The 26,499-nt window shown below is 72.2% G+C and carries 21 protein-coding genes and 1 pseudogene; 13 read left to right on the forward strand and 9 right to left on the reverse strand.

Translation table 11 applies throughout. The annotated features are described in order from the left end of the window. Window positions 1-20: 20 nt before the first annotated feature. From OG289_RS15025 to OG289_RS15045, 5 genes are all read right to left on the reverse strand, one after another. A complete protein-coding gene (locus OG289_RS15025) occupies window positions 21-2,249 on the reverse strand; it encodes a serine/threonine-protein kinase (RefSeq protein ID WP_327314511.1) in 2,229 nt (742 codons plus the stop codon). A 115-nt stretch (window positions 2,250-2,364) separates the two neighbouring features. Beyond that, a complete protein-coding gene (locus OG289_RS15030) occupies window positions 2,365-3,048 on the reverse strand; it encodes a response regulator transcription factor (RefSeq protein ID WP_327314512.1) in 684 nt (227 codons plus the stop codon). Beyond that, window positions 3,045-4,268: a sensor histidine kinase gene (locus tag OG289_RS15035; RefSeq protein ID WP_327314513.1), complete on the reverse strand. Its 1,224-nt coding sequence runs from the start codon at window positions 4,266-4,268 to the stop codon at window positions 3,045-3,047. The genes OG289_RS15030 and OG289_RS15035 overlap by 4 nt, the downstream gene beginning before the upstream one ends. A 36-nt stretch (window positions 4,269-4,304) precedes the next feature. Beyond that, window positions 4,305-4,583: a PspA-associated protein PspAA gene (gene pspAA, locus OG289_RS15040; RefSeq protein ID WP_327314514.1), complete on the reverse strand. Its 279-nt coding sequence runs from the start codon at window positions 4,581-4,583 to the stop codon at window positions 4,305-4,307. Window positions 4,584-4,617: 34 nt separating this feature from the next. Beyond that, window positions 4,618-5,415, reverse strand: coding sequence for a PspA/IM30 family protein (locus OG289_RS15045; RefSeq protein WP_327314515.1), 798 nt, complete (start codon window positions 5,413-5,415; stop codon window positions 4,618-4,620). A 271-nt stretch (window positions 5,416-5,686) separates the two neighbouring features. Between OG289_RS15045 and OG289_RS15050 the strand changes: the two are divergent. Further along, window positions 5,687-6,309: pseudogene (locus tag OG289_RS15050) on the forward strand (DUF3043 domain-containing protein). A gap of 83 nt (window positions 6,310-6,392) precedes the next feature. Then, on the forward strand, window positions 6,393-7,094 hold the full coding sequence (locus OG289_RS15055; RefSeq protein WP_327314517.1) for a class I SAM-dependent methyltransferase: 702 nt from the start codon (window positions 6,393-6,395) through the stop codon (window positions 7,092-7,094). Between the two features lie 101 nt (window positions 7,095-7,195). Here the strand turns inward: OG289_RS15055 and OG289_RS15060 are convergent, their stop codons facing one another. Next, entirely contained in the window at window positions 7,196-7,408 is a 213-nt protein-coding gene (locus OG289_RS15060; protein WP_079662828.1) for a hypothetical protein, read from the reverse strand. Between the two features lie 114 nt (window positions 7,409-7,522). Between OG289_RS15060 and OG289_RS15065 the strand changes: the two genes are divergently transcribed. Beyond that, window positions 7,523-8,731, forward strand: a complete 1,209-nt coding sequence (locus tag OG289_RS15065) for a bifunctional adenosylcobinamide kinase/adenosylcobinamide-phosphate guanylyltransferase (protein WP_327314518.1) — start codon at window positions 7,523-7,525, stop codon at window positions 8,729-8,731. A gap of 38 nt (window positions 8,732-8,769) precedes the next feature. Here OG289_RS15065 and OG289_RS15070 read toward each other — a convergent pair whose 3' ends face one another. Beyond that, window positions 8,770-9,669, reverse strand: coding sequence for a class I SAM-dependent methyltransferase (locus OG289_RS15070; protein ID WP_327314519.1), 900 nt, complete (start codon window positions 9,667-9,669; stop codon window positions 8,770-8,772). Between the two features lie 161 nt (window positions 9,670-9,830). Here OG289_RS15070 and cobT point away from each other — a divergent pair, with 161 nt between their 5' ends. The 3 genes from cobT (at window position 9,831) to OG289_RS15085 (ending at window position 13,504) form a co-directional block, all read left to right on the forward strand. Next, complete coding sequence (cobT, locus tag OG289_RS15075) at window positions 9,831-10,928, forward strand: nicotinate-nucleotide--dimethylbenzimidazole phosphoribosyltransferase (RefSeq protein WP_327314520.1); 1,098 nt, start codon at window positions 9,831-9,833, stop codon at window positions 10,926-10,928. A 72-nt stretch (window positions 10,929-11,000) separates the two neighbouring features. After that, window positions 11,001-12,746, forward strand: a complete 1,746-nt coding sequence (locus OG289_RS15080) for a phosphatidylglycerol lysyltransferase domain-containing protein (protein ID WP_327314521.1) — start codon at window positions 11,001-11,003, stop codon at window positions 12,744-12,746. Beyond that, complete coding sequence (locus OG289_RS15085; RefSeq protein ID WP_327314522.1) at window positions 12,743-13,504, forward strand: hypothetical protein; 762 nt, start codon at window positions 12,743-12,745, stop codon at window positions 13,502-13,504. The genes OG289_RS15080 and OG289_RS15085 overlap by 4 nt, the downstream gene beginning before the upstream one ends. A 24-nt stretch (window positions 13,505-13,528) precedes the next feature. Here OG289_RS15085 and OG289_RS15090 read toward each other — a convergent pair whose 3' ends face one another. After that, window positions 13,529-14,293 (reverse strand): hypothetical protein, encoded by a 765-nt coding sequence (locus OG289_RS15090; RefSeq protein WP_327314523.1) that lies wholly within the window; start codon window positions 14,291-14,293, stop codon window positions 13,529-13,531. 73 nt (window positions 14,294-14,366) lie between these two features. Between OG289_RS15090 and OG289_RS15095 the strand changes: the two genes are divergently transcribed. Beyond that, window positions 14,367-15,206: an adenosylcobinamide-GDP ribazoletransferase gene (locus tag OG289_RS15095; protein ID WP_327320680.1), complete on the forward strand. Its 840-nt coding sequence runs from the start codon at window positions 14,367-14,369 to the stop codon at window positions 15,204-15,206. A gap of 26 nt (window positions 15,207-15,232) precedes the next feature. Here OG289_RS15095 and OG289_RS15100 read toward each other — a convergent pair whose 3' ends face one another. Continuing rightward, window positions 15,233-16,018, reverse strand: coding sequence for an endo alpha-1,4 polygalactosaminidase (locus OG289_RS15100; protein WP_327314524.1), 786 nt, complete (start codon window positions 16,016-16,018; stop codon window positions 15,233-15,235). A 326-nt stretch (window positions 16,019-16,344) separates the two neighbouring features. On the opposite strand from OG289_RS15100, the gene OG289_RS15105 reads away from it, so the two are divergent. The 6 genes from OG289_RS15105 to OG289_RS15130 all read left to right on the forward strand — a co-directional run bounded on the left by OG289_RS15105 (window position 16,345) and on the right by OG289_RS15130 (window position 26,465). Further along, the gene (locus OG289_RS15105) at window positions 16,345-17,877 is read left to right on the forward strand and encodes a leucyl aminopeptidase (protein WP_327314525.1); all 1,533 of its coding nucleotides are present in this window, start codon (window positions 16,345-16,347) and stop codon (window positions 17,875-17,877) included. A gap of 292 nt (window positions 17,878-18,169) precedes the next feature. Beyond that, the gene (gene lpdA, locus OG289_RS15110) at window positions 18,170-19,558 is read left to right on the forward strand and encodes a dihydrolipoyl dehydrogenase (RefSeq protein ID WP_327314526.1); all 1,389 of its coding nucleotides are present in this window, start codon (window positions 18,170-18,172) and stop codon (window positions 19,556-19,558) included. 59 nt (window positions 19,559-19,617) lie between these two features. After that, window positions 19,618-21,381, forward strand: coding sequence for a 2-oxoglutarate dehydrogenase, E2 component, dihydrolipoamide succinyltransferase (gene sucB / locus OG289_RS15115; protein WP_327314527.1), 1,764 nt, complete (start codon window positions 19,618-19,620; stop codon window positions 21,379-21,381). A 402-nt stretch (window positions 21,382-21,783) separates the two neighbouring features. Continuing rightward, complete coding sequence (locus OG289_RS15120; protein ID WP_327314528.1) at window positions 21,784-22,407, forward strand: GntR family transcriptional regulator; 624 nt, start codon at window positions 21,784-21,786, stop codon at window positions 22,405-22,407. A 275-nt stretch (window positions 22,408-22,682) separates the two neighbouring features. Then, window positions 22,683-25,388 (forward strand): pyruvate dehydrogenase (acetyl-transferring), homodimeric type, encoded by a 2,706-nt coding sequence (gene aceE / locus OG289_RS15125; protein WP_327314529.1) that lies wholly within the window; start codon window positions 22,683-22,685, stop codon window positions 25,386-25,388. 75 nt (window positions 25,389-25,463) lie between these two features. After that, window positions 25,464-26,465, forward strand: a complete 1,002-nt coding sequence (locus tag OG289_RS15130) for a helix-turn-helix transcriptional regulator (protein ID WP_327314530.1) — start codon at window positions 25,464-25,466, stop codon at window positions 26,463-26,465. Window positions 26,466-26,499 lie beyond the last annotated feature (34 nt).

Consider the following 26,499-nt stretch of genomic DNA (forward strand, 5'->3'; position numbering starts at 1 on the left):
GGGACCTCCGTGGACCCCGATCACCCCGACAGCGGCTCCTGGTCGGGGTGGTTCGGGTCCAGCGTGAAGACCGTCCCGTCGGGGCTGAGCACCACCAGGGCACCCTCGTCGAGGAACACGCGCGCCGCGGAATAGCCGAACTCGACGACCTGCTCGGCCCTCGCGGTGGACTCCCACAGCAGGCTTCCCGTCTCGACGTCGACGGCGGCGACCCGTCCGGAGGCGCTGGCCGCGAACACGGCCTGCCCCTGTCCGTCGCCCACGGGCATACCGGGCTGCTGAAGGGTCGTGGAGGTCTGCCACAGCCGCTTGCCCGTCTCGGGCGAGTGGGCAATCAGCTGTCCCCTGGAGTTGGCGAAGCAGAGCACTCCGCCCACCAGCGCCGCCTGCCCGCGCGGGCCGCCCGGCAGTGTCTTCTTCCGCACGGCGCCGGTGTCCGGGTCGATCAGCAGGACCTCGCCGTACGTCGACTCGTCGAAGCCCCGCTGGTCCCGCGGGACCTGCACCACGAAGGCCAGATCGCCGTCGACGGCACCGACGTATTCGACGTCGCCGTCCGGCACGCTCACCTTCCGGCTCGAGCCGTCGGCGGGATCCACGGCGTAGAACACGGTGCGCGACGGCGTGCCCGCGTCGGTGCAGCCGGCGTACAGAGCGCTGTCGACGTCGTGGAACTCACAACCGTAGGTGGACTCGGCAGGCACGGTGGCCGTCCAGCGCGCGGTGCCGCCGCGCAGTTCACGGGCGGTCACGCGGTAGCCGTCCGAGGTCAGCAGCAGACCGCCGACGATCGCGGGGTCGACGGCGCTCGTCCGACTCAACGTGCGCGACCAGAGCAGCTTGCCGGTGGCGGAGTCGAGGGCGACGGCGGTGGCGCTCTGGTCGTTGCCCGCCTTGTTCATCACGATCTCCGACACCAGCAGCACACCGTCGTGCACCCCGATGACCCTGCTGTTGTATCTCGCCTGTGGCAGGCCCGGCGGCAGGGATTCCGCCCGCCACGCGAGCCGGCCGCTCGCCCCGTCGACACGGACCGGGAGTGTGCCGTCGCCGCCGCAGTACAGGGCGCCCTGGCCCATCGCGCAGGACAGGGAGGCGCCGTCGGGGGCTCCGCCGCCCAGCGGCTTCGTCACCCCGGCGGCGGCGGTGCCGTACACCGAGGTCCGCCAGGGCTTCCAGCCGTCGGGCAGGGGGGCCCGGCTGGCGGACCCGCTGCCGGTGCTGTCCGACTCCTCGGTCCCCCTCAAGGGGTCGAGGTCGAACAGCAGGTAGCCCATGAGCGCCACGGTCAGGACGCCCGCCGTCGCGGCCAGGACCGGCCACCGGCGCAGCCGGGAGCGGCGGCCCGGGAGGGGCGCGGCGAGGGCCGGGCCGGGTTCCTCTGCCGCCGTGGGCGCGGGCGGCAGACGCAGGGTCACCGTCTCCGTGTCTCCCGCCGCGAGCTCGGGCAGCACCTCGGCGAACTCCTCGGCCAGCGCGTCGGGTTCGGGACGGTCGGCGGGCTCCTTGGCCAGGCAGCGGATGAGGACCGAGCGCAGCGGCTCGGCGACCGCGTGCACCGCCGGCTCCTCGTGCAGCACCCGCCACGCCGTCAGATACGGGCTGTCCGCGTCGAAGGGGCCACGACCGGTGACGGCGAACACCAGCAGCGACCCGAGGGAGAACACGTCCGAGGCGGGGCCGACCGAGCGGGCGTCGGTGAACTGCTCCGGCGACATGAACGGCGGGGTGCCGATCATCTTGCCGGTCTCGGTGAGCGTCTGGTTCTCCGCCGCCCGGGAGATCCCGAAGTCGATGACGCGGGGCCCGTCGTGGGCCATCAGGACGTTCCCGGGCTTGAGGTCGCGGTGGACGACCCCGGCCCGGTGGATCTCCCGCAGCGCCTCCACCAGGCCGAGGGCGAGCCGGCGCAGTTCCGTGCCGCGCAGCGGGCCGTGCTCGCGAATGCGGGCGGAGAGCACGGGGCCCGGCACGTACTGCGTGGCCATCCAGGGCCGGACGGCCTCCGGGTCGGCGTCCACGACCGGGGCGGTGAAGGCGCCACTCACCTTGCGGACGGCCTCGATCTCCTGCCGGAAGCGGGCGCGGAAGACCGCGTCCTCGGCATACTGGGCGTGCACCACCTTGACGGCGACCTCACGCCCCGAGCGGGACCGGCCGCGGTAGACGACGCCCATGCCTCCGGCCCCGAGCCGGTCGACGATCCGGTATCCGCCGAGCGTCTTCGGGTCGTCCTTGTGCAGCGACACCGCTCCGATCCTCCTCTCGCGCAGAGCGTTCAGGCGCCCAGCATATGGAAAGCCCACAGGGGGAGAGACCGGGCGAAAGGACGCCACCACCCGTCACAGGGCGATGAAGCCGCCCTCACTCCGCCCTCGGGCGCACCAGTCCCGACTCGTACGCGATCACCACGAGCTGGGCCCGGTCGCGCGCGCCCAGCTTGGCCATGGCCCGGTTGACGTGCGTCTTCACCGTCAGCGGGCTGACCTCCAGGCGCTCGGCGATCTCGTCGTTGGAATGACCGCCGGCGACCTGCACGAGGACCTCGCGCTCGCGCACGGTGAGCGCCCCCAGCCGGGCGGCGCGGGCGGGGTCGTGCTCGTCGTCCGCCGTGCCGCCCTGCGCGAGGAAGCGGGCGATCAGGCCCTTGGTGGCGGTCGGTGAGAGCAGCGCCTCCCCGCCCGCGGCGACCCGGATCGCGCTCAGCAGCTCCTCGGGCTCGCTGCCCTTGCCGAGGAAGCCGGAGGCTCCGGCCCGCAGCGACTGCACCACGTAGTCGTCCACCTCGAACGTCGTCAGGATGACCACCCGAACGTGCGCGAGGGAGGGATCGGCGCTGATCAGACGGGTCGCTGCGAGACCGTCCGTGCCGGGCATGCGGATGTCCATCAGGACGACGTCGGCGCGCTGCTCCTTCGCCAGCCGGACCGCCTCCGCGCCGTCGGGCGCCTCGCCGACCACCTCCATGTCGGGCTCGGAGTCGACGAGCACGCGGAACGCGCTGCGCAGCAGCGCCTGGTCGTCCGCGAGCAGGACGCGGATGGTCATGCGCTCTCCCCCGTGGTGGCCGTGCGGGTCTTGATCGGCAGGATCGCATGGACGCGGAAGCCGCCTCCGTAGCGGGGACCCGTGGTGAGGGTGCCGCGCAGGGCGGTGACACGTTCCCGCATGCCGAGCAGGCCGTGACCGCCGCCCGCCTCCGGGGGCTCCTCGCCCGCGGGGCGCCCGTTGTCGAGGACGGTGACCTCGATGTTCGGCCCCACGCGCACGACGCTGACCTCGGCCTTCGCCTCCCCTCCCGCGTGCTTCTGCACGTTGGTGAGGGCCTCCTGGATGACGCGGTAGGCGGCCAGGCCGACGGCGGCCGGGAGCGTGGTCCCGTGATCGGTGCGGGCCACCTCGACCTGGAGCCCTGCGCTGCGGAAGGTGCCGGCGAGCTCGTCGAGGCGCTCCAGGCCGGGGGCGGGTTCGGTGGGGGCCTCGGGGTCGCCGGACTGGCGCAGCAGGCCGACCGTGGCCCGCAGTTCGTTGAGCGCGGAGCGGCTGGCGTCGCGGACGTGCGCGAGGGCCTCCTTGGCCTGGTCGGGCCGCTTGTCCATGACGTGCGCGGCGACCCCGGCCTGGACGTTGACCAGGGCGATGTGGTGGGCGACGACGTCGTGCAGGTCGCGTGCGATGCGCAGGCGCTCCTCGGCGACCCGGCGGCGGGCCTCCTCCTCGCGGGTGCGTTCCGCGCGCTCGGCGCGGTCCCGGATGGCCTGGACGACGGCCCGGCGGCTGCGGACCGCGTCCCCGGCGGTGGCGCCGATGCCGGTCCAGGCGAGGATCCCGAGGTTCTCCTGCGCGTACCAGGGCAGCGGCCCGGCGAGCATGGCGGCGGCGGTGAGGACCGTCATGGTGAGCAGGCCGGCCCGCAGGGTGGTGGCACGGTCGGTGGTGGCGGCGACGGTGAACAGGGCGATGACGGCGGACATGGCGACGGGGGCGCGGGGGTCGCCGGTGACGCACTCGACGAAGGAGACCGTGCCGGTGACGGCCAGGACCTTCATGGGGGCGCTTCGGCGGAAGACGAGGGCGACGGCTCCGAGGGTCATCAGGAGCAGGCTGAGCGGGGCCGGGGCGTGGATGCTCCAGCTGACGCCGTGCCCCCGGTGCGGGTCGACGAAGGAGCCGGCCAGCATGCAGAGCAGCACGGCCGCGGCGAGGGCCGCGTCCAGGGCGAGGGGGTGGGCGTGCAGCTGGCGCTGGGCCCGGGCAAGGGGGGTCACTTTTCAGTTACCGTCGCCTTCCTTGCCGTCAGGGCATCACCCCGGGATCAGGCCGTTGTCGCTCAGCATCTCCCGGACCTCCTCCAGGCTCGCCTCCGGGGCCGGGAGGATGAGTTCCGAGGGTTCCAGGGCGTCGTCCGGCAGCGGGTCGCCGAGGCGGCGTACGGCGTCCAGCAGGGCGCCGAGGACGCGGTGGAAGCCGTCCTCGTCGCCGCTCTCCATCTCGGCCAGCAGCTCGTCGTCCAGCTTGTTCAGTTCGACGAAGTGGGAGTCGGCCAGCGTCCACTGGCCCTCCCCCATGATCCGTACGATCATGTCGCCCTCCTCGGCTCCGGGCCCCGGCGCCGGGCTACTGCTTGTCGAAGCGCGGGGTGTCCTGCGGCTGCTGCTGGGACTGCGGCTGGCCCGTTCCGCCTTCGATGGCCTGCTGCCCGGAGGAGGGACCTCCGGCGAGCTCGGCCTTCATGCGCTGCAGTTCCAGCTCTACATCCGTACCACCGGAGAGGCGGTCCAGCTCGGCCTGGAGGTCGTCCTTCGCGATGCCCGTCGGGTCGTCCAGGGCGCCGGAGGCCATGAGCTCGTCGAGGGCGCCGGCCCGGGCCTGGAGCTGGGCGGTCTTGTCCTCGGCGCGCTGGATGGCCAGGCCGACGTCGCCCATCTCCTCGGAGATGCCGGAGAAGGCCTCGCCGATGCGGGTCTGGGCCTGGGCGGCGGTGTAGGTGGCCTTGATGGTCTCCTTCTTCGTACGGAAGGCGTCCACCTTGGCCTGAAGTCGCTGGGCCGCGAGGGTGAGTTTCTCCTCCTCGCCCTGGAGCGTGGAGTGCTGCGTCTCCAGGTCGGTGACCTGCTGCTGGAGGGCGGCGCGGCGGGAGAGCGCCTCGCGGGCGAGGTCCTCACGGCCGAGCGCGAGCGCCTTGCGGCCCTGGTCCTCCAGCTTGGTCGACTGCGACTGCAACTGGTTCAGCTGGAGTTCCAGACGCTTGCGCGAGGTGGCCACGTCGGCGACACCGCGGCGCACCTTCTGGAGGAGCTCCAGCTGTTTCTGGTACGAGTAGTCGAGGGTCTCGCGCGGGTCCTCGGCCCGGTCAAGGGCCTTGTTCGCCTTCGCGCGGAAGATCATCCCCATACGCTTCATGACACCGCTCATGGGCTTCGCGCGCCCCCTTCTGACGGACTACAGCTCACAGGTCTGCGACAGAACCCACAGTACGGGCCCTACATCCATTGACGCACTGTTCGGGGACGGATGCGCTCATCCCCAAGGACGACTGACCAAGCCCTTGCTCCGGCGTAGGGAGTAGGTGACCTTCAGGGTGAGTGACCGATCACCCTGTGTCCCTTCTTCCGCACTCCTGCCCGGTCTGTCCCCTCTACAGACGACTGGTGTTGCCGGATCGTTCCCCTCCGGGCTGGGGTCCATGCCCCGGAGCGCTTACCCTTGGGTTTTGTGTTCCGTAGCCGTGCCAAGGAAGAGAAGGCCCCCGCCGACGCGGTGGTGACCGACTCCAAGCAGCCCCGTGACCCGCAGGCCCCCAAGGGCAGGCCCACGCCGAAGCGCAATGAGGCCCAGTCCCAGCGCCGCAGCGTCGCCAACACGTCGACCTCGCGCAAGGACGCCGCCAAGCGTCAGCGCGAGGAGCGCCGTGCCCAGCTGGACCGGCAGCGCCAGGCGCTGGCCGGCGGCGACGAGCGTTACCTGCCGGTCCGTGACAAGGGTCCGGTGCGCAAGTTCGCCCGCGACTTCATCGACTCCCGGTTCAACGTGGCGGAGTTCTTCCTGCCGATGGCCGTGATCATCCTCGTGCTGAGCATGGTGCGGGTGGGCTCGCTGCAGACCATCGCGCTGCTGCTGTGGCTGGTCGTGATCGTGCTGATCGTGCTGGACTCGTTCCTCACCGGCTTCCGGTTGCGCAAGCGACTGGCCGAGCGCTTCCCCCAGCAGAACCGGCGGGGCGCGGTGGCCTACGCGCTGATGCGCTCGCTCCAGATGCGCCGACTCCGGCTGCCCAAGCCGCAGATCAAGCGTGGAGCGCGGCTCTGAGCACTGCGGCTTTCTCCGGGGGAGCGGCCCAGGCCTGGCTGAGCAGGCTGGGCGGGCTGCGTGACGTCGTACGTCAGGAGCTGGTGGCCCGGCAGCTCGACGAGCAGATAGCGGGGCGCTACCCGGTCGGGCAGCGGCTGCGGGTCCTCGACGTCGGGATGGGCCAGGGCACGCAGGCGCTGCGGCTGGCCCGGCTCGGGCATCAGGTGACCGGGCTCGAACAGGACGCGACGATGGTCGCCGCCGCCCGTGAGGCGCTGTCCGGCGAGCCCGAGGGCATCCGGGAGCGGATGCGGATCATCGAGGGCGACGGCCGCGACACCGGCGTGCACTTCCTGCCCGGCAGCTTCGACGTGGTGCTGTGCCACGGCGTACTGATGTACGTCGCGGAGCCGGACCCGCTGCTCGCGGGGCTCGCGCGGATGCTGGCCCCGGGCGGACTGCTGTCGCTGCTGGTCAGGAACGCGGACGCGCTGGCCATGCGGCCGGGGCTGTCCGGCGACTGGGCGGGCGCGCTGGGCGCCTTCGACACCGAGGCCTACCGCAACCGGCTGGGACTGGACGTACGGGCGGACCGGCTGACGACGCTGACCGCCACACTCGCCGGGATCGGCGCTCCGTTGCAGGCCTGGTACGGCGTGCGGGTCTTCACGGACACGGCGGCGGACGGGGCGGAGATCCCCGGCGACGTCGAGACCCTGTTGTCCGCCGAGGAGCGGGCCGGGCGGACCGACCCCTACCGGCAGGTCGCGGCACTGCTGCACCTGTGCGGGGTGCGCGGCTGAGCGCTCGCGCTCCGCTCGTTCGAGTGAACGGCAGACGGGGTGACGGGCACACGGGGGGCGGGCATACGGGGTGACCGTGGTCCGGCCACCCCGCCGTGCGGCTACGCCTCGTTCGCGCGCAGGCTCATCGGGCCGTAGATCTCGGTGGAGTCCTCGAACAGCCGCACCTGGTCCGCGCCGCCTTCGAGGAGGTCCTTCCACACTTCCCCGATCCAGGACTCGGCGTCCCCCTGCGTGGTGAACTCCTCGGGCTGCACCGCGGGTTGGACCTCCGTCCCGTCGGCCTTCTCGAACCGCCACGTCCATGCCGCCATGTACGCCTCCCAGATGTGACCACGTGCAGAGCAGAAGCCGGATCTTGGTCCGGCTCCTGCCGAGCAGCCTAGCCGGATGCGCAAGACCAGGTCAGACACGCGAAAATCAGCTCCGTGGAAGTCACTCTGCTCGGTACCGGTGCCCCCGCGGGCCTGCCCCGCCCCGACTGTTCCTGCGCCGTGTGCGCGACCTCGCTCGGCGCGCACGCGCGTGCGGCGACCGCGTTGCTCGTGGACGGGACGCTGCTGCTCGATCTGACGCCGGGCGCCGCGTTCGCCGCCGCGCGCGTGGGTCATTCGCTGGGCGGGGTGGGTCAGGTTCTGCTGACGCACCCGCACGACGGTCCACCGGTGGAGGTGCCGGCCGGGCTGCCGCAGCCCGGCCGGGTGCCGGACGGGCGGGAGTCGGCGCTGCTGACGGGGCATCGGGTGCGGGCGGTGGCGATGGACGCGCCGGGCACCGGGTACGCGGTCACCGGGCCGGACGGGCAACGGCTGCTGTATCTGCCGCCCGGCGGTGCGCCGGCCGGCCTGGAGGAGGGGTCGGGGCCCGCCGAGCGGTACGACATGGTCCTCGCGGATCTCGTGGGGCGGCCGGACGCGCTGGCGAAGCTGCGGGCGGTGGGCGCGGTGGGGCCGACGACCGACGTGCTCGCCGTCCATCTGGACCACGACGTGCCGCCGGGCGCGGAGCTCCGGCGGCGGCTCGCGGCGGCGGGGGCGCGGGCGGTGCCGGACGGGTCGACGCTGACGGTGGGGGTGTACGAGGACGTGCCGGACGTGCCGAGGCGGACGCTGGTGCTGGGCGGGGCCCGGTCGGGGAAGTCGGTGGAGGCCGAGCGGCGGCTGGAGTCCTTCCCGGACGTGCTGTACGTCGCCACCGGGGGGACGCGGGGCGGCGACACCGAGTGGGCGTCCCGGGTCGCGGCGCACCGGGAGCGGCGGCCGGGGTCGTGGCGGACGGCGGAGACCTGCGACCTCGTGCCGCTGCTGGCGGCGGACGGGGCGCCGCTGCTGATCGACTGTCTGTCGTTGTGGCTGACGGACGCCATGGACTCCGTCGGGGCGTGGGACGACGCGGTGTGGGCGGACGGCGGCGAGAAGGCGCTGCGCGCGCGGGTGGTGGAGTTGGCCGAGGCCGTGCGCTCGGCGCGGCGGACCGTCGTCCTGGTGTCCAACGAGGTCGGCTCGGGGATCGTGCCGGCCACGGCGTCGGGGCGGCGGTACCGGGACGAGCTGGGGCGGCTCAACGCGGCGGTCGCGGCCGAGTGCGAGCAGGTCGTGCTGGTGGTGGCGGGGCAGGCGCTGGTGCTCCGGGGCTGAGCGGCCGGTTGCGGGGCTGAGCGGCCGGTTCCGGTGGCTCAGCCCTTGCGCGCGATGATCCGGTAGGCGTTGGAGAAGCGGGTGCGGCGCAGGGCCGGGGCCAGGAGGAGGTCGAGTGCGGCGGCCAGGGCGGTCAGGGGCCCGGCCGTGCGGCGCAGGCGGGTCCGGTTCAGGCAGAGCGAGACGGCCGTCGCCAGGTCGTGGGGGGTGTGGGGGGACTCGCGGTCCGTCACGACGATCTCGCAGCCCTGGGCTTCCAGTTCCGCGCGGAGGTTGGCCAGGGGAATCAGGTGGAGGTGGCGGGGCTGGTCGTGGGAGTGCCACCACTTGCCCAGGACGGCGGCGGACGCGCTGGAGGGGTCCGGGAGTTCCAGGAGGAGGTGGCCGCCCGGACGCAGGGCGGTCAGCGCCGCCGCGAGTTCCCGCCTCGGGTCCCGGGTGTGTTCCAGGTGGTGGAGCATGCTGACCACGTCGTAGCGGCCCCTCAGGCGGGACAGGACCTCCGGGGCCGTCAGGTGGCCCATGTGGGCCTCGTCGAGGCGGCCCGCGGCTCTCGCCCGCTCGACTCTCGGGGTGGGGTCCACTCCGTCGAACGCCGTGTAGGCGAACAGTTCCTTCGCCGCCGCCGGGAAGGGCGCGTCCCCCGTCCCGACGTCCAGCCAGCTCTCCGGCTCGGGGAAGGGCAGCATCGCCCGGGCCGTCGCCCTCAACTGCCCGCGGCCGGCCCGTTGGTCCCCGTCGACGTCGTACAGCCGGAGTCCCTCGGTGGTCAGGCGCGGGTTCTGGAAGGCGTGGGCGCAGTCCCGGCACTCGTCGACCACGAACGTTCCGGGCCTGCGGTGGCGGAGGTCCGGTGCGCGCAGCCGGGTGCGCAGGCGCTTGGAGCCGCACCAGGGGCAGTCGTCGCGGCGCGGCTCGTGGACGGGCCTGGGGGGCATGAGCGGCTCCGGGGGATGGCATCGAGGGCGAACGACGAGTGAACGACAATCTGCAGCAAAACGGAACGTATGGGATCCCGATCTTGGGTGCAATGACGTCACGCGGGCGTGGTGACGATGGGGCGCGGAACTGTTCGATCGGTGCCGGTACTGTTCGGCGAATGAGCTCGCTTAATCTCGACGACTTCACCGATCTGATCGAGCGCCCCGACGGCGGGGTGCGCCGCGACGCGGAGGCGCGCCGGGAACGTCAGATCGTGCCGCCCGGATCGCTGGGGCGCCTGGACGACCTGGGTGAGTGGCTGGCGGCGGCGCAGGGCTCGGCGCCGGTGCGACCGGTCGAGCGGCCCCGGGTGGTGCTGTTCGCCGGCGACCACGGCATCGCCGAGCTCGGCGTCTCCGCCCGACCCGCGGGCAGCGCCGCGGAGTTGGTGCGGGAGGTCCTGGAGGGCGGCCGTCCGGTTTCCGTGCTGGCTCGCCGCCTCGGCGTGCCCGTGCGGGTCGTGGACATGGCCCTGGACTGCGCCCCGGACACGTTCCCCGAGGACGTCGTGCGGCACCGGGTGCGGCGCGGCAGCGGCCGGATCGACATCGAGGACGCGCTGACGGTCGAGGAGGCCGAGGCCGCCTTCCTGGCGGGCGTGGCCGTCGCCGACGAGGAGGCCGACTCCGGTACGGATCTGGTCGTGCTCGGTGACATCAGCGTCGGCGGGACGACGGCGGCGGGCGTGCTGGTCGCCGCACTGTGCGGGACGGACGCGTCCGTGGTGACCGGGCGGGGCGGCGAGGCGATCGACGACCTGGCGTGGATGCGCAAGTGCGCCGCCATCCGGGACGCGTTGCGCCGGGCCCGGCCGGTGCTCGGGGAGCAGTTGCAACTGCTGGCGACCGTGGGCGGGGCCGACCTCGCCGCCATGACGGGCTTTCTGCTCCAGTGCGCGGTACGGAAGTTGCCGGTCGTCCTGGACGGCGTCGTGGCGGCCGCCTGCGCGCTCGTCGGGCAGCGGATCGCGTTCCGGGCGCCGGACTGGTGGCTGGCCGCACACAAGAGCGGTGAACCGGGGCAGGCGAAGGCACTCGATCGGATGGCTCTGGAACCACTGCTTGACCAGGGCGTGAAGGTCGGAGAGGGCGCCGGGGCCCTGCTCGCGCTGCCATTGGTGCAGGCCGCGGCGGCCCTGGCCGCGGAACTTCCGGAGAAGCCCGAGGCGTCCGACGAGAAGGCCGAGGGCGCCGAGGAGGATCCGGCGACGGAGTAGGACGGGGAGGAAAAGGGACAGGCGGCGCCAAAAGAGCGGTTTCCCGGAAGTGCACCCATATGATCACCGCTCATGGGCAACACCCGGGGCGCCGCCGCCTTCGCCGTCTGGTACCTGCGGGCCGTCGCGTTCGTCAACTTCCTCAGTGCGGTGTGGGTTTCCCTGGGGCAGGACGTGCGGCGGCACAACCAGGAGAACCTCTTCACGCCGTACCTGCTGACGGCCGGGTTCGCGTCCGGGGTCTTCACCGCCTTCCTGGCCGTCACCATGCGGCGGCGCAAACGGGCCGCGTGGATCCTGAACCTCGGCCTGAGCGGGGCGTTCCTGGGCCTGTTCACGCTGGCCATGGCGTTCCCGGAGATCCGGCGCTACCCGCAGAACTGGGTCTCGCTCGCGCTGACCGCCGCCTTCGTCGCCGCGCTGCTCGCCGGGCGACGGGAGTTCTACGCGAAGGGCGACCGGTCCAATCCGAGGCTCGCCGCGGCCGTCGGCGTCGGCGGACTGCTGGGCGCCTCGCTGCTGGCCGCCCTGCTGGTGACGGTCACCAACCGGGCGTCCGCCACCTCCACCTTCCTCGAACGCTGGCGCTACGGCGCGCTGCGGCTGGTCTCCGTCGCCGCCGACGACTACCGCGTCCCCGGGATCGCCCCGCCCACCTGGGTCGACGTCGCCGTCAACGTGCTGAGCACGGTGCTCGTCCTCGCCGTCCTGTACGCCGCGTTCCGCTCCCGGCGGGCCGTCGACCCGCTCACCGAGGACGACGAGAAACGGCTGCGAGAGCTCCTCGACCGACACGGTGAGCGGGACTCGCTCGGCTACTTCGCGCTGCGCCGCGAGAAGAGCGTGTGCTTCTCGCCGACGGGCAAGGCGGCCGTCACCTACCGCGTCCTCGGCGGGGTGTCACTGGCGTCCGGGGATCCGCTCGGGGATCCGGAGGCGTGGCCGGGGGCCATCGAGCCGTGGCTCGCCGAGGCGCGGGCGCACGGGTGGATCCCCGCGGTGATGGGCGCGAGCGAGGAGGCCGGGACCGTGTACGCCCGGCACGGGCTGGACGCGCTGGAACTCGGGGACGAGGCGATCGTCGAGGTCGCCGAGTTCACCCTCGAGGGGCGCGCGATGAGGACCGTCCGGCAGGCGTACAACCGTGTCCGCCGGGCCGGGTACACGGTGCGGGTACGACGGCACGAGGACATCCCGGCCGACGAGATGGCGTACCTGCTGCGGCGGGCCGACGACTGGCGCGACGGGGCCACCGAGCGCGGGTTCAGCATGGCGCTGGGGCGGCTCGGGGACCCGGAGGACGGGCGCTGCGTGATGCTGGAGTGCACCGACACCCACGGCGAGCTGCGGGCCCTGCTCTCCTTCGTGCCGTGGGGACCGCACGGGCTGTCCCTCGACCTGATGCGCCGGGACCGCGACGGCGACAACGGCCTGATGGAGTTCATGGTCATCGAACTCCTCCGGCGCGCCCGGGAAACCCGAGAAGGCCGATACACCCCGGCTATTCGGATCACCCAGGTTTCGCTCAACTTCGCCGTGTTCCGCTCGGTCTTCGAAAGGGGCGCGCGCCTCGGCGCCGGGCCGGTGCTGAGGCTGTGGCGGTCGCTGCTCAGCTTCTTCTCGCGCTGGTGGCAGATCGAGTCGCTGTACCGCGCCAACGCCAAGTACCGGCCCATCTGGGAACCCCGCTTCCTGCTCTTCGAGAAGAGCGCGGACCTGCCTCGCATCGGCATCGCGGCGGCACGGGCGGAGGGGTTCCTGGAGGCGCCGGGGCTGCCGAAGTGGCTGCACCGCAAGCACCTGGAGACCCACCGATGAACCGGACCACCCGCTGGGCCCGCGCCGAATGGGGGCCGCTGTACGAGGCCGTACGTGACCCCCTGGTGCGACGGCGGTGGCGGGCGGCGCCCATGACACTGGGGGCGGTGTGCCTGACCTCGGTGACGCAGATCGTGCAGAACCAGGCGTGGGGCTACCGGCCGGTCCAGGTCATCGGGGCGGTGAGGGCCGAGGACCCCCTGGGGCTCGCCCTCCTGCGCACCCCGCTCTCGCTGTTCGTCCCCGCGCTGGACCTGCCCGTCTGGGGCGCCCTCGCGCAGATCCTGCTGGTGTTCGGCATCGCGGAGCTCTGCCTGGGCTGGTGGCGCACCCTCGTCATCGCCTACGCCGCGACCCTCGCCGGCACCCTGTACGCCCGCGTGGGCATCGCCCTCGGCCCCGACAGCCCGCTCGGCCTCCCGGCCGCCCACGCCCGGATCGTGGACACCGGCCCGTCGGCGGCCGTGGTCGGCCTCGCGGTGTTCCTGGGCTGGCGCTGTCGCGCGTATGTGACGGCGGGGGCGGTGATCGTCGCCATGGTCGTGGAGGTCCTGCTGAAGAACAACCTGGCAGGCAGGGAACACCTGGCGGCTATCGGGTCGGTGGTGGTGCTGTGCGGTGTGGCGGAACATGTCAGGGGGCTCAGGACAGCACCCCCGAAGGGGCGCGGGGCTACGTCTGTTCGCGGCTCTGCCGCGGGGCGCGACCAGGCACGACGGCCGCGCACCCGCCCTACGACCCGAACCCCGCCCCACTAGGCCCCCCTCCCCACCAGGGTGCCCTCACTTCCCCTCACCCGACTGTGCGAGCTCCGCATCCGTCTTCCCGCCCAACCAGTCCCCCACCACTCTCCGGGGCCGATCCCAACGCCGGTCGTGGTGATAAGCCCGCAGCACCGCCTTCGCCCGCGCCCGCGGACGCCGCCGATAGAACCGACGCGCCCACGGCGAGCCGGGGCGGGCCAGCCGGACGAGACCGATCAGGCTGACGAACGGGATGAACACGCTGAAGACCGCCATCTTGACCTTGCCCTTGGTCAGCACGGCCAGCGAGAACAGGAAGTTGACCGCGACGGTCGCGAGGACGCTCCCCCGGTCCTGGAGCTCCGCGTCGCTCATGTCGTTGACGCCGAACGGCCAGTAGCCCACCAGCACCAGTCCGGCCAGGGCCGCGGTCAGCACCACGGCCTCGACGCTCTTGCGGCCCTCCTCCGTCCAGTACACGTCGTCGAGGTGCAGGATCAGCGCGAACTCGTCGAGGACGAGGCCCGTGCCGATGCCGAAGACGACCGCGAAGGCGGCCGAGCCGAAGCCGTGCCGGGCGCTCGCCACAGCGCCGAAGCCGCCCGTGACGGTCAGGACGACCCCCGGCACGACGTGGTGGATGTGCACCCCGCCGGAACTGATGTTGCCGAAGGGGCCCTTGCCCGCCCGGATGAGACGCGTGACGACCCGGGTGATCAGGAAGGTGAGCACGAGCGCGGTCAGCGCGAGGAGCAGCGGGAGCTTGCCCGGTTCGACGATGTTGCGCTGCAGCCAGTGGCCCATGCCGCCAGTCTCCCGGGGAGAGGGGTGGGCTGCCTCGCGGGTGCGGCGTCCGGGCTAGTCTGCGGCCGTGTCCATGACCTCGCCTCTCGACGGCCTCCGCTTCGCCTTCGGCACCCTCACCGCGCTCCCGGTCAGGGTGACCCGCTGGGACCGGCGGGCCGCGCGCGGGGGCATGCTGACCGCCCCTCTGGTCGGGCTGGTCGTCGGCGGCTGCGCGGCCGGGCTCGGGCTGCTGCTGCTCCGTCTGGGCGCGAGCCCGTTGCTCGCCGCCGTCGCCTCCGCCGCCGTACCGGCCGTCCTCACCCGCGGTCTGCACCTCGACGGGCTGGCCGACACGGCGGACGGTCTCGGCAGCGGCAAACCCGCCGAGGACGCGCTGCGGATCATGAAGCAGTCGGACATCGGCCCGTTCGGCGTGCTCACGCTCGTCCTCGTGCTGCTCGCCCAGGTGGCCGCGCTGACGCAGCTCTACGACATCTCGTGGGCCCTGGGGGCGGTGGCCGCCGTCGTCTCGGCGGCGGCCGCCCGGCTCGCGCTGACCCTGGCGGCACGCGACGGGGTGCCGGCCGCGCGGCCGGAGGGGCTGGGGGCGGCGGTCGCCGGGGTCGTCCCGGTGCGGGGTGCGGTGCTCGCCGCCGTCGCCGTCATGCTGGCGGCGGCGGTCGCGGGAGCGTGGTTCGGGCCTTACGGAGGCGGCGTCGTCGTCATCATCGGGCCCGTCGATCCGGGGCCCCTCTTCGAGCCGTACGACGCCGTCCGGCCGGCGCTCGCCGTCCTCGCCGCCCTCGCCGTCGCCGAACTCCTCCTGCGGCACTGCACGCGGCGTTTCGGCGGGGTCACCGGGGACGTGTTCGGCGGCCTGGCGGAGACGGCGGCGACCACCGCGCTCGTGGTGTTCTGCCTGGCGCGTTAGGTGTATTGCCCTGTGAGGTCAGGGCGCTAGCAGGCCTCGCGCCACGCCCCCAGCTCGTACTTCTTCAGCAGCGAACTCAGCTTCAGCCGACGGGAGTCTGCGCAGAAGTCGCTCGTGGGGAGTTCGTACTCGACATGGAAGACGGCCTTGCCCGCCTCGACGAAGGGGGTCAGTTCCTCGCACTCGTCGTACTGGGCGCACTGTTCGTTGACGGCGAAGTCGAAGTCGTCGACGAGTTCGGGGATCTGGTCGAGGTCGTTCTTCAAGCCGACGGACATGCCCCGGTCGTGGGCGAGGTCGGCGACGAGACGGTTGTAGCGGAGCTGGTCGGCGGCCTTGACGGGGAAGCCGGTGGTGTTCTTGTAGCCGTCCATGTTGTCCGGCTCGACCGCGTCGAAGCCCTTGGCACGGCACATGTCGAGGCGGGCCGCCATCAGCGGTTCCAGGACGTCGGTCCTGCGGATGTCGAGCCAGCGTTCGCCCTCCCAGCCGTTGCCCTTGCCGATCACCGACTCGGGGAACTTCTCCGCGTCGGGGCGCCAGTCCTCCCAGGCGCCGGTGGAGAGGTAGCAGATGACCTTGCGGCCGTCGTCGTGCAGTTCGGCGACCGTGTCCTCGGTGTGGTCGAAGCCGTCGATGTCGTAGACCGGCACGTCGACGGAGGTGTCCAGCCGTCCGCTGAGCTGCCACTGCCAGTCGACGCCGGGCGCCGGCTGCCAGACCTTCTCCGCCGGCGGCGTGTCGTCCGGCGCGGAGGCGCAGCCCGCGAGCAGCAGAGCGAGCAAGGACAGCGGAAGGATCGGACGTCTCACCGGGCGGACTCCAGGATGTGCGGCAACATACTCGACGATGATCGCCGTCCGCGCGCACCGGAACCCGGTGGGTGTGACCCAGTTCATGGAGTGCGAGGATCGAGAAGTGGCTACGACGCCACCGACAGGTGAACGCTCGCGTGCATGAGCGAACGCACACGCACGCGTACGCTCATTCCGGGATTCGCCACGCCGGTTCGCCGCGCCGGTGTGGCAGACCCCGGATACGACCGCACCCATGACCCGGATCTAGGGTCGGCTGTCGGGCCCGGTCGACCCACACTCCGGCCACAGCAACTCCACATCGGAAGCGAGATTTCACCACCGTGACTGCTCTCACTCTCAGCACCGCCGCGGCGCCCGGCCTGCGGGCCGACGCGATCGTGATCGGTATCGCCAAGGGCACGAAAGGCCCGATCGTTGCCCCAGGCGCCGAAGCCGTCGACGAGGCCTATGAAGGCCGGCTCGCCGCTGTCCTGGAAACCCTCGGTGCCTCCGGGGCCGAGGGCGAGGTGACGAAGCTGCCCGCCCCGGCCGGCTTCAAGGCACCGCTCGTGCTCGCGGTGGGGCTCGGGGCCGAGCCCGAGAAGGACGCCGGCTTCGACGCGGAGGCGCTGCGCAGGGCCGCCGGCGTGGCCGCCCGCACCCTCACCGGCTCCAAGAAGGCCGCGTTCGCGCTGCCGGTGACCGACGCCGACGAGATCGGCGCTATCGCCGAGGGCGTGGTGCTCGGCGCGTACTCCTTCGACGCCTACAAGCAGACCGGCCCCGGCAACGGCGCCAAGGCCAAGAACGCCAAGGCGCCGCTCGCCGAGGCCGCCCTGCTCGGCGGGAAGCCGCGCGACGCCGTCCACAAGGCCGCGCTGCTGCGTGCCGCCGCCGTCGGCGAGGAGCTCAACCGCGCCCGCGACCTGATCAACATGCCGCCGAACGATCTCGACCCGCAGGCGTTCGCCGCGCTCGCCCAGACGGCGGCCAAGGAACACGGCATCAAGGTGCAGGTGCTCGACGACAAGGCCCTCGCCAAGGGCGGCTACGGCGGCATCCTGGGCGTCGGCTCCGGCTCGGCCTCCACCCCGCGCCTGGTGAAGCTGTCGTACACCTCCGCCAAGGCGACCAAGCACCTCGCGTTCGTCGGCAAGGGCATCACCTACGACTCGGGCGGCATCTCACTGAAGCCGGCCGGGCACAACGAGACGATGAAGTGCGACATGAGCGGGGCGGCGGCGGTCTTCGCCGCGGTCGTCGCCGCCGCGCGGCTCGGGCTCGAGGTGAACGTCACCGGCTGGCTGGCGCTCGCCGAGAACATGCCGTCGGGCTCCGCCACCCGCCCGGGTGACGTGCTGCGCATGTACAGCGGCAAGACCGTCGAGGTCCTCAACACCGACGCCGAGGGCCGGCTCGTCCTCGCGGACGCGCTGTGGGCGGCCTCCGAGGAGAAGCCGGACGCGATCGTCGACGTCGCGACCCTGACCGGCGCGATGATGCTGGCCCTGGGCAGCCGGACCTTCGGGATCATGGCGAACGACGACGCGTTCCGCTCCGCGCTGCACGAGGCCGCCGAGGAGGTCGGTGAGCCGGCGTGGCCGATGCCGCTGCCGGAGCACCTGCGCAAGGGCATGGACTCCACGGTCGCCGACATCGCGAACATGGGTGAGCGGATGGGCGGCGGGCTGGTGGCCGGGCTCTTCCTGCGCGAGTTCGTGGGCGAGGGGATCACCTGGGCGCACCTGGACATCGCCGGGCCCGCGTTCAACGAGGGGGGTCCCTTCGGGTACACGCCGAAGGGCGGTACCGGTACCGCTGTGCGGACGCTGGTGCGGCTGGCCGAGCTGACCGCGGCGGGCGATCTCGGGTAGTTTCCCTGGGCTCGGGACTGTGTGCCTGATCACGTGACCGGTCGCGCCCGCGCGGCGGAGCCGCAGATCGACACAGTCCCGCGCCCCTGGGTGGGACCACTCCCCTCTCGTCACAAGTGAGCGTGGGGTGTCTCACACCCCGGCCCGGCGTCTCGTTCGTCTCCTTCAAGTGCAAAGATGGGGCTCGGCAGGACAGGGCCCCCACCACAGGGCCGAAGAAAGAGCGGCCGGACACCAGCCGCCGGCGGTCAGCGACGACCGGCGCACGGCGCACATGCATGGAGGACGTGACGTGGCGAACGACGCCAGCACCGTTTTCGACCTAGTGATCCTCGGCGGTGGTAGTGGCGGTTACGCCGCGGCCCTGCGCGGGGCCCAGCTGGGCCTGGACGTCGCCCTGATCGAGAAGGACAAGGTCGGCGGCACCTGCCTGCACCGGGGTTGCATCCCCACCAAGGCCCTGCTGCACGCGGGCGAGATCGCCGACCAGGCCCGCGAGAGCGAGCAGTTCGGCGTCAAGGCCACCTTCGAGGGCATCGACATCGCCGGGGTCCACAAGTACAAGGACGGCGTGATCTCCGGCCTGTACAAGGGCCTGCAGGGGCTTGTCGCCTCCCGCAAGGTCACCTACATCGAGGGCGAGGGCCGCCTGTCCTCCCCCACCTCCGTCGATGTGAACGGCCAGCGTGTCCAGGGCCGCCACGTGCTCCTGGCGACCGGCTCCGTGCCGAAGTCGCTGCCGGGCCTGGAGATCGACGGCAACCGGATCATCTCCTCCGACCACGCCCTCGTCCTGGACCGCGTGCCGAAGTCCGCGATCATCCTGGGCGGCGGCGTCATCGGCGTCGAGTTCGCCTCGGCGTGGAAGTCCTTCGGCTCCGACGTGACGGTCATCGAGGGTCTGAAGCACCTCGTGCCGGTCGAGGACGAGAACTCCTCCAAGCTTCTTGAGCGCGCGTTCCGCAAGCGCGGCATCAAGTTCAACCTGGGCACCTTCTTCTCGAAGGCCGAGTACACCGCCGACGGCGTCAAGGTCACCCTGGCCGACGGCAAGGAGTTCGAGGCCGAGGTCCTGCTGGTCGCGGTGGGCCGCGGGCCCGTCTCCGCCGGTCTGGGCTACGAGGAGCAGGGCGTCGCGACGGACCGCGGCTACGTCCTGGTCGACGAGTACATGCGGACGAACGTCCCGACCATCTCCGCCGTGGGCGACCTGGTCCCGACGCTCCAGCTCGCGCATGTCGGCTTCGCCGAGGGCATCCTGGTGGCGGAGCGGCTGGCCGGTCTGAAGGCCGTCCCGATCGACTACGACGGTGTCCCGCGGGTGACGTACTGCCACCCCGAGGTCGCCTCCGTGGGCATCACCGAGGCCAAGGCCAAGGAGATCTACGGCGCGGACAAGGTCGTCGCTCTGAAGTACAACCTCGCGGGCAACGGCAAGAGCAAGATCCTGGGCACCTCGGGCGAGATCAAGCTCGTCCAGGTGAAGGACGGTGCCGTGGTCGGCGTCCACATGGTCGGCGACCGCATGGGCGAGCAGGTCGGCGAAGCCCAGCTGATCTACAACTGGGAGGCGCTGCCGGCCGAGGTCGCGCAGCTCATCCACGCCCACCCGACGCAGAGCGAGGCGCTCGGCGAGGCCCACCTGGCCCTGGCGGGCAAGCCGCTGCACTCGCACGACTGACCCTCGGTCGACGAAGCGACGACTCAGACTTCCGCAATTCGTTAGGAGCAACCGAAACCATGGCGGTTTCCGTAACCCTTCCGGCGCTCGGCGAGAGCGTCACCGAGGGCACTGTCACCCGCTGGCTGAAGGCCGAGGGTGAGCGCGTAGAGGCCGACGAGCCGCTGCTCGAGGTCTCGACCGACAAGGTCGACACCGAGATCCCCTCCCCCGCCGCCGGCATCCTGGCCTCCATCAAGGTCGCCGAGGACGAGACGGTCGAGGTCGGCGCCGAGCTGGCCGTCATCGACGACGGCACCGGGGCCCCGGCCGCCGCTCCGGCTCCGGCCGCCGAGCAGGTCGCGCCGCCGGCTCCCGAGCCGGCCCCGGCCGCCCAGCCCTCCACCGAGCAGGCCGCTCCCGCCCCGGCGCCCACCGCCGAGGCCGCCACCGGCGCCGGCTCCGCCCAGGGCACGGACGTGGTCCTGCCCGCGCTCGGCGAGTCCGTCACCGAGGGCACCGTCACCCGCTGGCTGAAGTCGGTCGGCGACAGCGTCGAGGCCGACGAGCCGCTGCTCGAGGTCTCGACCGACAAGGTCGACACCGAGATCCCGGCGCCCACCTCCGGTGTGCTGCTCGAGATCACGGTCGGCGAGGACGAGACCGCCGAGGTCGGCGCCAAGCTCGCCGTCATCGGCGCCCCGGGTGCCGCTCCGGCGGCTGCCCCGGCCCCCGCCGCCCCGGCCCCGGCCGCCGCCCCGGCGCCCGCCCCGGTCGCCCCGGCTCCGGCTCCGGCCGCCCCGGCGCCCGCCCCGGTCGCCGCCGCTCCGGCTCCGGCCGCCCCGGCCCCCGCGCCGGTCGCCCCCGCTCCGGTCGCTGCCCCCGCGCCCGCCGCGCAGGCCACCGACGAGGGCGCGTACGTCACCCCGCTGGTGCGCAAGCTCGCCGCCGAGAGCGGCGTCGACCTGGCCGCCGTCAAGGGCACCGGCGTCGGCGGTCGGATCCGCAAGCAGGACGTCCTCGCCGCCGCCGAGGCCGCGAAGGCCGCCGCCGCTGCCCCGGCTCCGGCCGCCGCCGCCGCTCCGGCCGCCGCGAAGAAGACCCCGGCGCTCGAGGTGTCCCCGCTGCGCGGCCAGACCGTCAAGATGCCCCGCATCCGCAAGGTCATCGGCGACAACATGGTGAAGGCCCTGCACGAGCAGGCCCAGCTGTCCTCGGTCGTCGAGGTCGACATCACCCGGCTGATGAAGCTCCGCGCGCAGGCGAAGGACTCCTTCGCCGCTCGTGAGGGCGTCAAGCTCTCCCCGATGCCGTTCTTCGTGAAGGCGGCGGCCCAGGCGCTGAAGGCCCACCCGGCCGTCAACGCCCGGATCAACGTGGACGAGGGCACGATCACCTACTTCGACACCGAGAGCATCGGTATCGCGGTGGACTCCGAGAAGGGCCTGATGACCCCGGTCATCAAGCACGCGGGCGACCTGAACATCGCCGGTATCGCCAAGGCCACCGCCGACCTGGCGGGCAAGGTCCGGGCGAACAAGATCACCCCGGACGAGCTGTCCGGCGCGACCTTCACCATCAGCAACACCGGCTCGCGCGGCGCGCTGTTCGACACGATCATCGTGCCGCCGAACCAGGTCGCGATCCTCGGCATCGGTGCCACGGTCAAGCGTCCGGCCGTCATCGAGACGGACGAGGGCACGGTCATCGGCGTCCGCGACATGACGTACCTGACCCTGTCCTACGACCACCGTCTGGTGGACGGCGCCGACGCGGCCCGTTACCTGACCGCGGTCAAGGCGATCCTGGAAGCCGGCGAGTTCGAGGTCGAGCTCGGCCTGTAACCAGGGCCAGTACAGCGGGTGCCCCCGTCCGGAACCTTCCGGGCGGGGGCGCTTGTCTTGTCGCTGACGGCGATCGGCGCCCTGCAAGGACAATCCTGCCGACAACCGCGCTCCGCACCGTCCTCGGCCTCCGGGTCCCGCGCCCCTGGGTGCGACAGCCCCAGGGGCGCGGGGAACTGCGCGCTCGGCCGCACTCGGCCTCGACCCGCCCTGCGGCGGAACGGACCGAGCTCCAAGGCGCCCCGTCCCACCTGCCCCCCGGAGGGAACCGCACCATGTAAGTCTCGTCTCACCTGCGTAAAAGCACCCCCGCGCGCCCTTCTGGAAAGCGCTCACGGCCGTATTGTCTAATCGTCAAACGCCCCCGGGGCCGATGGGCGGCCCCTGCTCGAAGGAGCCCTCATGACCGCGCCCGTCGTCCACTCGCTGCGCGAACAGATCCGCGAGCACATCGTGGAGGGGATCGTCAGCGGGCGCTGGCAGCCGGGTGAGCGGATCGTGGAGCGGCGGATCGCCACCGAGCTGGAGGTCAGCCAGACGCCGGTGCGGGAGGCGCTGCGGGAGCTGGAGTCGCTGCGGTTGATCGAGTCCGCGCCGAACAAGGGCGTGCGGGTGCGCAACCTCACGGCCGCGGACCTGGAGGAGAGCTACCCCGTGCGGGCCGGCCTGGAGGCGATCGCGGCGGAGCTGGCGGCGGCGAAGCTGGCCGAGGACTGCTCGGCCCTCGAACCGCATGTCTCGGCCCTGTACGAGGCCGACCGCAACGCCGACGGGACCGGCCAGGTGCGGCACACGGTCGGCTTCCACCGGGAGCTGGTGCGGGCGGCCGGCAACTCGGTGCTGCTGCACACCTGGGAGGGCCTCGGCATCGAGGTGTTCACGGCGCTGTCCATCCGCTGGCTGGGGACCGTGCAGCAGTCGTACGCGGAGGAGCACGAGGAGCTGGTGGCCGCGTTCAAGCGGCACGACCCCCGGATCGCGGAGCTGGTGAAGGCGCACGTCCTGGGCTGCGCGCCGAGGGCGTAAGCAGTCGAGCGCGCCTGCGCTCACCTGCGGAAACGGCAAGAACACGCGGCACCCGGTGCCTGCCCGAAAGGCACCCCGTGCCGACTTTCTCGTAATCGAGAGGTTTTGCCCTTCAACCCTTTGATCGATCATCGATCAGGGAGTTAAAGTCGCCGACGGGCTGCGCGACGGAGCCGCACATCGGCACCGCCCCGGCCCCACGCCCTGTCCTGCCAAAGACCAAGGGCACCCCCAATACCCCATAGGGAACCCCTTCGACTGAGGAAGGCGGCGACATGACCGACCCCCACGCCATCCAGCCGAGCGCGCTCGACCAGCTCCCCGACCGGGACCCGGAGGAGACCGCCGAATGGCAGGCGTCCCTGGACGCCGTCACCAAGGCGGCCGGGCCGCACCGTGCCGCGTACCTGATGCGGCGCACGCTGGAGCGTGCCGAGGGCAACGGCATCGCGCTGCCCAAGCTGCTCGAGACGGACTACGTCAACACCATCCCCACCGCCGCCGAGCCCTCCGCGCCCGGTGACCAGGAGATGGAGCGGAAGATCACCGCGTGGAACCGCTGGAACGCGGCCGCGATGGTGAGCCGGGGCAGCAAATACGGCGTCGGCGGCCACATCGCCACCTTCGCCTCCGCCGCCTGGCTCTACGAGACCGGCTTCAACCACTTCTTCAAGGGCAAGGAGGCCGACGGCTCGGGCGACCAGCTCTACATCCAGGGCCACGCCTCCCCCGGCATCTACGCCCGCGCCTTCCTCGACGGCCGGCTGAACGAGTCCCACCTGGACAACTTCCGCCGTGAGTCGGGCGGCAACGGCCTCCCGTCGTACCCGCACCCCCGCCGGCTGCCCTGGCTGTGGGAGTTCCCGACCGTCTCCATGGGTCTCGGTCCGCTCTCCGCCATCTACCAGGCGCGCTTCAACCGGTACCTCACCAACCGCAGCATCAAGGACGTCTCCGCGTCGCACGTGTGGGCGTTCCTCGGTGACGGCGAGATGGACGAGCCCGAGTCGACGGCGGCACTCGCACTCGCCTCCCGCGAGGGCCTGGACAACCTGACCTTCGTCATCAACTGCAACCTGCAGCGCCTCGACGGCCCGGTCCGCGCCAACTTCAAGATCGTGCAGGAGCTGGAGGCCCAGTTCCGCGGCGCCGGCTGGAACGTCATCAAGACGCTGTGGGGTTCGGCGTGGGACGAGCTGTTCCGGCTCGACACCACGGGCGCGCTCGTACGCCGGCTGCGTGAGGTACCCGACGCCCAGGTGCAGACGTACCAGACGCGCGACGCGGCCTACATCCGCCAGGACTTCTTCGGCAAGGACCCGGCACTCGCCGAGATGGCGAAGCTGCTGAGCGACGACAAGATCCTGGAGTGCTTCCACCTCTCCCGCGGTGGCCACGAGGCTCGCAAGGTCTACGCGGCCTACAAGGCGGCCGTCGAGTTCAAGGGCGCGCCGACCGTCATCCTGGCCCAGACCGTGAAGGGCCACACCCTCGGCGAGGGCTTCGCGTCGAAGAACGCCAACCACCAGATGAAGAAGCTGACGGTGGACGAGTTCAAGACGATGCGCGACCTGCTGGAGCTGCCGATCTCGGACAGCCGGTTCGTCGACGGTGTGGTCCCCTACGGCCACCCGGGCGCCGACTCCCCCGAGGTCCGCTACCTCCAGGAGCGCCGCGCGGCCCTCGGCGGCCCGGCCCCGGCCCGCCGCACGCACGCGCTCGCGCCGCTGCCCGCCCCGGCGGAGAAGGCGTTCGCCTCCTTCGACAAGGGCTCCGGCTCCCAGAACGTGGCCACCACCATGGCCTTCGTCCGGCTGGTCAAGGACCTGGTCCGCGACAAGGAGACCGGGAAGCGCTGGGTGCCGATCGTCCCCGACGAGGCCCGCACCTTCGGCATGGAGAGCCTCTTCCCCTCCCTGGGCATCTACTCGCCCAAGGGCCAGACGTACGAGCCGGTCGACCGTGACCAGCTGATGTACTACAAGGAGGCCAAGAACGGCCAGATCCTCAACGAGGGGATCACCGAGGCCGGTTCGATGGCCGACTTCATCGCCGCGTCCACCGCGTACTCCACGCACGGTGAGGCGATGATCCCGTTCTACATCTTCTACTCGATGTTCGGCTGGCAGCGCACGGCCGACCAGATGTGGCAGCTCGGCGACCAGCTCGGCCGCGGCTTCCTCGTCGGCGCCACGGCCGGCCGTACGACCCTGACGGGCGAGGGCCTCCAGCACGCCGACGGCCACTCCCCGGTCATCGCCGCGACGAACCCGGCCGCCCTCAGCTACGACCCGGCGTTCGCGTACGAGATCGCGACGATCGTCAAGGACGGTCTGCGCCGGATGTACGGCGAGGCGGCCCCGGGTGAGGACCCGAACGTCTTCTACTACCTGACCGTCTACAACGAGCCGATGCCGCAGCCGGCCAAGCCGTCCGGCCCCGGGGTCGACGAGGGCATCGTCAAGGGCCTGTACCGCTTCAACACGGCGGAGTCGGCGGGCGTGGACGTGGCGGCGGCCAACGCCCCGCGCATCCAGCTGCTGGGCTCGGGCACGGCGATCCACTGGGTCCTTCAGGCGCAGAAGCTGCTCGCCGAGGAGTGGGGTGTGGCCTCCGACGTGTGGTCCGCGACCTCCTGGACCGAGCTGCGCCGTGACGCGCTGGAGGCCGACGAGGCCCTGCTGCGCGGCGAGGAGCGCCTGCCGTACGTCCGGCAGGCGCTGCAGGGTGCCGAGGGCCCGGTCCTCGCGGTCTCCGACTACATGCGCCAGGTCCCGGACCAGATCGCGCAGTGGGTCGAGCAGGACTACTCCTCGCTCGGTGCGGACGGCTTCGGTCTCTCCGACACCCGTGAGGCGGCCCGCCGCCACTTCGGCGTCGACGCGCAGTCGATCGTCGTCGCGGCCCTGGCCCAGCTCGCCCGCCGCGGCGAGGTCAAGGCGACGGCCGTGAAGGAGGCGCGCGAGCGCTACGGCCTGTAGACAACGGTTCGACGAAGGGGGTGCGGCGGCTGCCGTACCCCCTTCGTTGTCGGTGGGTCCCGGCATCATGGCCCCATGCGCGCTGCCCGCCTCATCAAGATGGTGCTCCTCCTGCAGTCCCGGCCCGCCATGACCGCCGCCGAGCTGGCACGGGAGCTGGAGGTGTCGGAGCGTACGGTCACGCGGGACGCGCAGGCGCTGTCGGAGGCGGGCGTGCCGGTGTACGCGGAGCGGGGGCGGGCCGGCGGGTACCGGCTGGTCGGCGGGTACCGGACGCGGCTGACCGGGCTGGGGCGCGGTGAGGCCGAGGCGCTGTTCCTGAGCGGGGTGCCGGGGGCGCTCAGGGAGATGGGCCTGGAGGACGTCGCCTCGGCGGCGCGGCTGAAGGTGTCGGCGGCCCTGCTGCCCTCCCTGCGGGACGCCCCGCGGGCGGCGGCCCAGCGGTTCCATCTGGACGCGCCGGCGTGGTTCAGGGAGCCGGAGACTCCGAAGCTGGTGACCGTGGTCGCGGACGCGGTGTGGGACGACCGGTGTGTGCGGGCGCGGTACAGGCGCGGGGACGGGGAGCCTCCGCGGGAAGTGGTGCGGGAGCTGGAGCCGTACGGGCTCGTGCTGAAGGCGGGGGTCTGGTACCTGTGCGCCCGGGTCCGGGGGGAGAGCCGGGGCAACGGGGTGTTCCGTACGTACCGCATCGACCGGTTCGTCGGCGTCGAGGACCTGAAGGATCATTTCAGCCGGGACGAGGAGTTCGACCTGCCCGGGTTCTGGGGTGAGCAGGCCGAGCGGTTCGCGCGCTCGATCCTGCGGGACGAGGTCGTCCTGCGGCTGTCGGAGGCGGGCGTACGCGGGCTGGCGCACGCGGTGGACCCGGTGGCCGCCCGGGACGCGCTGGCGACGGCCGGGGAGGCGGACGGGCGGGGGTGGGTCACGGTCGCACTGCGGGTGGAGTCGCAGGACGTGGCGCACACCCAGCTCACGGCGCTGGGGGCCGAGGCAGAGGTGATCTCCCCCGAGTCCCTGCGGAAGCGCTTCGCCGAGGACGCGGTACGGCTGACGGAGTTGTACCGGCGGGGGTGACGATGTTGTACCGGCGGGAGTGACGATCCGGGTA

Origin of the sequence: Streptomyces sp. NBC_01235 (assembly GCF_035989285.1) — a bacterium.
Lineage (GTDB): Bacteria > Actinomycetota > Actinomycetes > Streptomycetales > Streptomycetaceae > Streptomyces.